At 65.8% G+C, this 6564-nt stretch carries 6 protein-coding genes; all 6 read left to right on the forward strand.

The genetic code is table 11. From position 1 onward, the window contains the following. Positions 1-3 precede the first annotated feature (3 nt). Entirely contained in the window at positions 4-855 is an 852-nt protein-coding gene (locus ACAM49_RS25380; protein ID WP_369638067.1) for an MlaE family ABC transporter permease, read from the forward strand. 8 nt (positions 856-863) lie between these two features. Continuing rightward, the gene (locus ACAM49_RS25385; RefSeq protein ID WP_369638068.1) at positions 864-2120 is read left to right on the forward strand and encodes an MCE family protein; all 1257 of its coding nucleotides are present in this window, start codon (positions 864-866) and stop codon (positions 2118-2120) included. Then, positions 2117-3145, forward strand: coding sequence for an MCE family protein (locus ACAM49_RS25390; RefSeq protein WP_369638069.1), 1029 nt, complete (start codon positions 2117-2119; stop codon positions 3143-3145). Before ACAM49_RS25385 ends, ACAM49_RS25390 begins: the two co-directional genes overlap by 4 nt. Next, positions 3142-4203 carry an MCE family protein gene (locus ACAM49_RS25395; protein WP_369638070.1) on the forward strand — a complete coding sequence of 354 codons (1062 nt, stop codon included), beginning with the start codon at positions 3142-3144 and terminating at the stop codon, positions 4201-4203. The genes ACAM49_RS25390 and ACAM49_RS25395 overlap by 4 nt, the downstream gene beginning before the upstream one ends. Continuing rightward, complete coding sequence (locus ACAM49_RS25400; protein ID WP_369638071.1) at positions 4200-5441, forward strand: MCE family protein; 1242 nt, start codon at positions 4200-4202, stop codon at positions 5439-5441. The genes ACAM49_RS25395 and ACAM49_RS25400 overlap by 4 nt, the downstream gene beginning before the upstream one ends. Further along, on the forward strand, positions 5441-6564 hold a 1124-nt coding region (locus tag ACAM49_RS25405), incomplete at its 3' end, for an MCE family protein (RefSeq protein WP_369638072.1). The genes ACAM49_RS25400 and ACAM49_RS25405, both read left to right, overlap by 1 nt.

Genomic DNA, 6564 nt, shown 5'->3' on the forward strand with positions numbered 1-6564 from the left:
CAGATGGCGTTCGTGATCCAATCTCGTTTTCCGAAGGTGACCAACCGCTTTCGGCGTTTCTCCGAGAGCCTGGACTCCGTCGGCAAGCACGCGGTGTTCTACGGGCGCTCGATCGGCTCGGTGCCCAAGGCGCTGGTCCACTACCGCACCGAGACCATCCGGCTGATCGCCGAGATCTCCATGGGCACAGGCGCTCTGGCGGTCATCGGCGGCACCGTCGTGATCGTCGGCTTCCTGACCCTGGCCGCCGGCGGCACCATCGCCGTGCAGGGCTACAGCTCGCTCGGCAATATCGGCGTCGAGGCCCTGACCGGCTTCTTCGCCGCCTTCATCAACGTTCGCATTGCGGCGCCGGTGATTTCGGGCATCGGCCTGGCGGCGACGCTGGGCGCCGGCACCACCGCGCAATTGGGCGCCATGCGCGTCTCCGAAGAGATCGACGCCCTGGAGGTGATGGCCATCCGGCCCATCCCGTTCCTGGTGGGCACCCGGATGCTGGCGGGCATCATCGCGATCATCCCGCTCTACTCACTGGCGGTCATCGCCTCCTTCATCGCGAGTCGCTTTGCGACCGTGGTGATCTACGGCCAGTCCGCCGGTGTGTACGACCATTATTTCTCCACCTTCCTGATCCCCAGCGATATCCTCTGGTCGTTCGCGCAGGCGATCTTCATGGCCATGGCGGTCATGCTGATCCACACCTACTACGGCTATCACGCCGCGGGCGGTCCGGTGGGCGTGGGCGTGGCGGTAGGCAATGCGGTGCGGGCCTCGCTGATCGCGGTCGTCATGGTGACGCTGCTGATGTCGCTGGCCATCTACGGCACCTCCGGCAATTTCCATCTCTCCGGGTAGGGCGGGACATGGTTCAGACACAAGACGGCGTGGCGAGCCCGATCGGCTCGCCGTTCGTCGCAAAACTCCAGCCCAAGCGATATCTCGAACAGGGCTGGGTGATTCGCCTGGCGGGTGCGGGCATGGTGCTGGTCCTCGTCGGGGCCGTCGCGCTGTGCCTGGTGATGTTCGCCGGCGGCTTCCAGGACACGGTCAAGGTGACCGTCTCGGCGCCGCGCGCCGGCCTGGTCATGGATCGCGACGCCAAGGTGAAGATCCGCGGTGTCGAGATCGGGCGGGTCAAGTCCATCGGTGACAACGCCGACGGCAGCGCGCGGATCGAACTCGCCCTCGACCCGGACAAGCTGAAGCTGGTCCCGGCCAACGCCACCGTGAACATCAACTCGACCACCGTGTTCGGCGCCAAGTACATCAACTTCGTTGCGCCGGAGCAGCCTTCGGCCGATTCGCTGCGGCCGGGCGCGACCGTGCGGGCGCAGTCGGTGACCGTCGAGTTCAACACCATCTTCCAGCACCTCAACGACGTGCTGGCGAAGGTGCAGCCGGAGAAGCTGAACGCGACGCTCACGGCTCTCGGCACCGCGCTGCAGGGTCGCGGCGACAAGCTCGGCCAGGCGCTGGTCGACGCCGATGCCTTCCTGCAGCAGATCAATCCGTCGCTGCCGACCCTGCAGACCGATCTGCAGAAGACCACGATCGTCAGCGGCACCTACGCCGACACCGTGCCGGATCTGCTGCGCACCACCGACAATGCGGTGGTCACCGGTAAGGCCATCGTGGACGAGCAGCAGCGCATCGACGCCATGCTCACCGATCTGATCGGGCTGTCCGACACCACGACCCCGATCCTGAACGAGATCGGATCACCGGTCGTCCAGGCGCTGGCGCTACTGCGGCCGACCACCGGAATCCTCAACGAGTACCGCTCGGCGATCTACTGCACCATCGTCGGTCTCGGCTCGAACATGCCGCTCGTCGCCGACATGTTCGGTGGCCGGTACCCGGCGGTCAACATGAACGCCAGCATCATGCCCGGCGGTGAGCCCTACAAGTATCCGCAGGATCTGCCGAAGGTGAACGCCTCCGGCGGCCCGCACTGCGAGGGTGTGCTCGACAATGTGCCGGGCGTCCCCAACGGCTTCCTGGTGGTCGACACCTCCGAGGGCGAGGCGTGGCATCCGGAGACCAGACCGCTGCACATCAATGCCAATGTCTTCCAGTTGCTGTACGCGGGCATGCCCGGAATGTCGGGAGGCGGCAAGTGAAGTTCAAACCTCGCGCCGTCACCGTCAAGCTCGGCCTGTTCACCCTCGTCATGGTGCTGGTGCTGGCCATGCTCGGAGTGATCTTCTCGCAGATGCGTTTTGCCCGTGAGAACGGCTACCACGCGGTGTTCACCAGCTCGTCGGGCATGCTGCCCGGCTCGAAGGTGCGCATCGCGGGTGTGCCGGTCGGCTCGGTGAGCCGGGTGTACGTGGGCAAGGACAAGCTGGCGCACGTCGACTTCGACGTGGATCGCAAGTACAAGGTCTACGCCAGCACCCAGGCGACGATCCGCTACGAGAATCTCGTCGGCGACCGGTATATGGAATTGCTCGAAGGACCCGGTACCACACAGACTCTCGGCAAGAACGGCACCATCCCGGTCGAGCGGACCAAGCCCGCGCTGGACCTGGACATGCTGCTGGGTGGATTCAAGCCGCTGCTGCGCGGCCTGGATCCGGGTCAGGTCAACGACCTGACCAGCGCGCTGCTGCAGGTCTTCCAGGGCCAGGGCGGCACGCTGGTGGCACTGCTGAACAGCTCGGGCTCGTTCGGAAAGACGCTGGCGGAGAAGGACGCTCTGATCGGCAGCGTGATCGACAACCTGAAGACGGTGCTGTCCACCATCGACGACCGCAATCAGGCCTTCGGCAGCACGCTGGACGAATTGCAGCGACTGGTCAGCGGTCTGGCCGCGGACAAGGATCCGATCGGCGACGCCATTCCCCGGATCTCCGGCGCCACCGGCGATCTCACCGATCTGCTGCGGACGGCCCGGCCGGATCTGAAGGCCAGCTTCGATCAGCTCGGCCGGACCGCGAGCCTGCTCGACGACAACACCGACGAGCTGCAGTGGATCATCGAGAACCTGCCCGACGCCTACAAGAAGCTGGTGCGCATCGGTTCCTACGGTTCGTTCCTGAACATCTACGCCTGTCCGACCGACCTGCTCATCGACGGTCCGGACGGTAAGCCGCTGCACGTGAAACTGCCCGGTGGCCAGACGACCGGAAGGTGCGGCAAGTGACCGAGCGTTCGCCCCTGATCAATGTCGGCATCATCGGTGTCGTGCTCGCCTCGACCGTCTCGCTGGCGTCGCTGCAGTTCGATCGGCTGCCCTTCGTGCGGTCCGGCGCCGAGTACTCGGCGCTGTTCGCCGATGCGGGCGGCCTGCTCCCCGGCGACCAGGTTCAGGTCGCCGGCGTGAAATCGGGCCGAGTGGAGGACGTGAAGCTGGACGGCGCCAAGGTGAAGGTGCGGTTCACCCTCGACGAGGGAATCTCGTTGGGGAACAAGACCTCCGCCGCGATCAAGACCAACACGGTGCTGGGTCGCAAGTCGCTCGAGGTCACCCCCGCGGGCGAGGGCACGCTGCGCGGGCAGTCCACGATTCCGTTGGACCGAACCACCTCTCCGTACTCGCTGAACGACGCGCTCGGCGATCTGTCCAACACCGTCAAGGGTTTGGACATGGATCAGGTCAACAAGACCCTGGACACCTTGTCGGACACCTTCAAGGACACTCCCGCGCCGCTGCGCTCCGCGCTCGACGGCATTACGGCGTTGTCGCGCAGCATCAATACGCGCGATCAGGCGCTGACCGATCTGCTCGGCAAGGCGCAGAGCGTCACCAAGGTGCTGTCCGACCGGGCCTCGGAGATCAACGCGCTGCTAGTGGACGGCAACAGCCTGCTGGGCGAGCTGGACGCGCGCAAGACGGCGCTCGGCCAGCTCATCACCTACGTGAACTCGCTGGCCCAGCAGCTCACCGGATTCGTCAACGACAACGAGGCGCAGCTCAAACCCACACTGGACAAGCTGAATTCGGTGCTCGGGGTGCTGCAGCGGAACAAGCAGAACCTCTCCGACGCGCTCGACGCCCTCGGCCCCTACGCGGGTGCGCTGGGTGAGCAGGTCGGCAGCGGCCCCTACTTCCAGGCCTACATCGTCAACGCGAACAGCAGCTACATCCAGATGCTGATCGACTCGATGGTGTGGCCGGAGCATCTGCCCGCCGACCTCCAGCACTACCTGAAAGACTTCCCGCCGGTCATCTCCCCGGCACAGACGGAGCCGGGTAAATGAACGCACTGCGCAAAGTTGGAACGATGCCCCGCTGGGCGCGGGTCGCCGCGGTGGTGGCGCTGGTCGCCATCGTGGTCGGCGCCGGATACGCGGTCGTGAGCCGGATCGGCACGACCAAGGTCACCGCGTATTTCCCGTCCACCAGCGGGTTGTACGCCAATGACGAGGTCCGGGTCCTCGGGGTGAAGGTCGGCAAGATCGATTCGGTGGATCCGGGCAAGGACCGGGTCACGGTCAAGATGACGCTGAACCGCGGCATCGACATTCCGGCCGACGCCAAGGCCGTACTGGTCTCGCCATCGCTGGTCTCGGCCCGATTCATTCAGCTCGCGCCCGCCTACACCGGCGGTCTGAAGCTGAAGGACGGCGGGACCATCCCGATCGAGCACACCGCCATCCCGGTCGAATGGGATGACATCAAGGCCGAATTGAACAAGCTGGCAACCACTCTCGGCCCGGTCGGCCAGGACAAGCAGGGCTCGTTCGGGCGTTTCGTCGACACCGCCGCCAATAACCTGGACGGCAACGGCCAGGCGTTCCGCGATGCGCTCAAGGAGCTGTCCGGGGCGCTGACCACGCTCTCCGACGGCCGCACCGACCTGTTCGCGACCATCCGCAACCTGCAGGTGTTCGTGGACGCCCTGTCGCACAGCAACGATCAGATCGTGCAGTTCGGCGGGCGGCTGGCGTCGGTGTCCTCGGTGCTGGCGGGCGTGTCCACCGATCTCGGTGCGGCACTGGACAATCTGGACGGTGCGGTCTCGGATGTGCGCCGCTTCATCGAGTCGCGCGGCGGTGCGCTCACCGACAGCCTGGAGCGGATGACCGATGTGCTCCAGCTGCTGGTGGACAAGCGGCCCCAGCTCGAGCAGGTGCTGCACGCCGGTCCCACCGCGCTCACGAACTTCTATCAGATCTACAAGCCCGCGACCGGCTCGGTGACCGGCTACCCGGTGCTCACCAATATGGCCGATCCGATGAGCTTCCTGTGCGGTTCGATCGCGGCGTTGCAGGACAACGAGTCCGACAAGAGCGCGAATCTGTGCTCCCAGATCCTGGGACCGGTGTTCGGCAACCTGGCCATGAACTACCTGCCGTTCATGCTCAGCCCGGCCACCGCCGCGGGTGCGCGCCCCGATCAGATCAAATACAGCACACCGGAACTCGCGGCCCGTGCCAACGCTCAGGTCACCGTGCCCAAGAGCCTCGCCGATCTGGCGCTCCCGGGAGGCAACTGATGAAGAACATTCGCGGCCGCAAACAGGTGGCGGGTCTGGCGATCGGGATCGCGATCGCCCTGGGCGCCACCGGATGTGAGTGGGACGGCCTGAACTCGCTGTCCATGCCCGGCGCCGCCGGCACCGGGGAGGGCGCGTGGCAGGTGAAGATCCAGATGCCGAACGTGACCACGCTGACCCGCAATTCGCCGGTCATGGTCAATGACGTCACGGTGGGCACGGTCACCGGGATCGACGTGGAGGGCTGGCACGCGCTGGTCACCGTCAGCCTCGACAAGGGCGTGAAGCTGCCCGCCAACGCCGTCGCCAAGATCGGCCAGACCTCGCTGCTCGGCAGCAACCACGTCGAACTCGCCGCGCCGACCGAGGTTGCGGCACAGGGTGAATTGAAGGGCGGCGACGTCATCCCGCTGGAGCGGGCGGGCGCCTACCCGACCACCGAGCAGACGCTGTCCTCGCTGTCGGTCGTGCTCAACGGCGGCGGCATCAGCCAGCTCGAGAACATCACCGGCGAGCTCGACAAGGCGTTCTCCGGGCGCACCGACGCGATCCGGGATCTGCTGCCGCAGTTGAACTCGCTCATCGGCACGCTGGACGGTCAGACCAAGGACATCATCGCCGCTATGGGCGGGCTGGACCGGTTCTCCGGAATCCTGGCCCAGCAGAAGGATCGGGTGGCCAGTGCCATCGACAACATCCATCCGGCGCTGACCGTGCTGGCCGATCGGCGCGAGAACATCACCAAAACCCTGACCGCCCTGGGTGGTCTGAGTGATTCCGTGGACAAGATCGTGCAGCAGGGCGGTCCGGACCTGAAGGCCAACCTGGCCAATCTCTGGCCCGCGCTGGAGCAGATCGCGAACACCGGCAGCAATCTCACCTCGGCGTTGAGCATGCTGCTCACCTTCCCGTTCCCCATGCACCAGATGGACGGCGCCATCAAGGGCGACTACCTCAATGTGAAGATCACCTTCGATCTCACCGCGGCGCGCCTGGCCAAGAACTTCCTCACCGACACCCCGTTCGGTCCCCGCTACGCGGGCGTCGAGGGCGCGCTCGGCCAATTGGGCGGTACCCCGGGCGATCCGGTCGACCCCAAGAACGCCCCGTTCCAGCCCCACCC

The organism is Nocardia sp. JMUB6875 (assembly GCF_041154655.1).
Lineage (GTDB): Bacteria > Actinomycetota > Actinomycetes > Mycobacteriales > Mycobacteriaceae > Nocardia.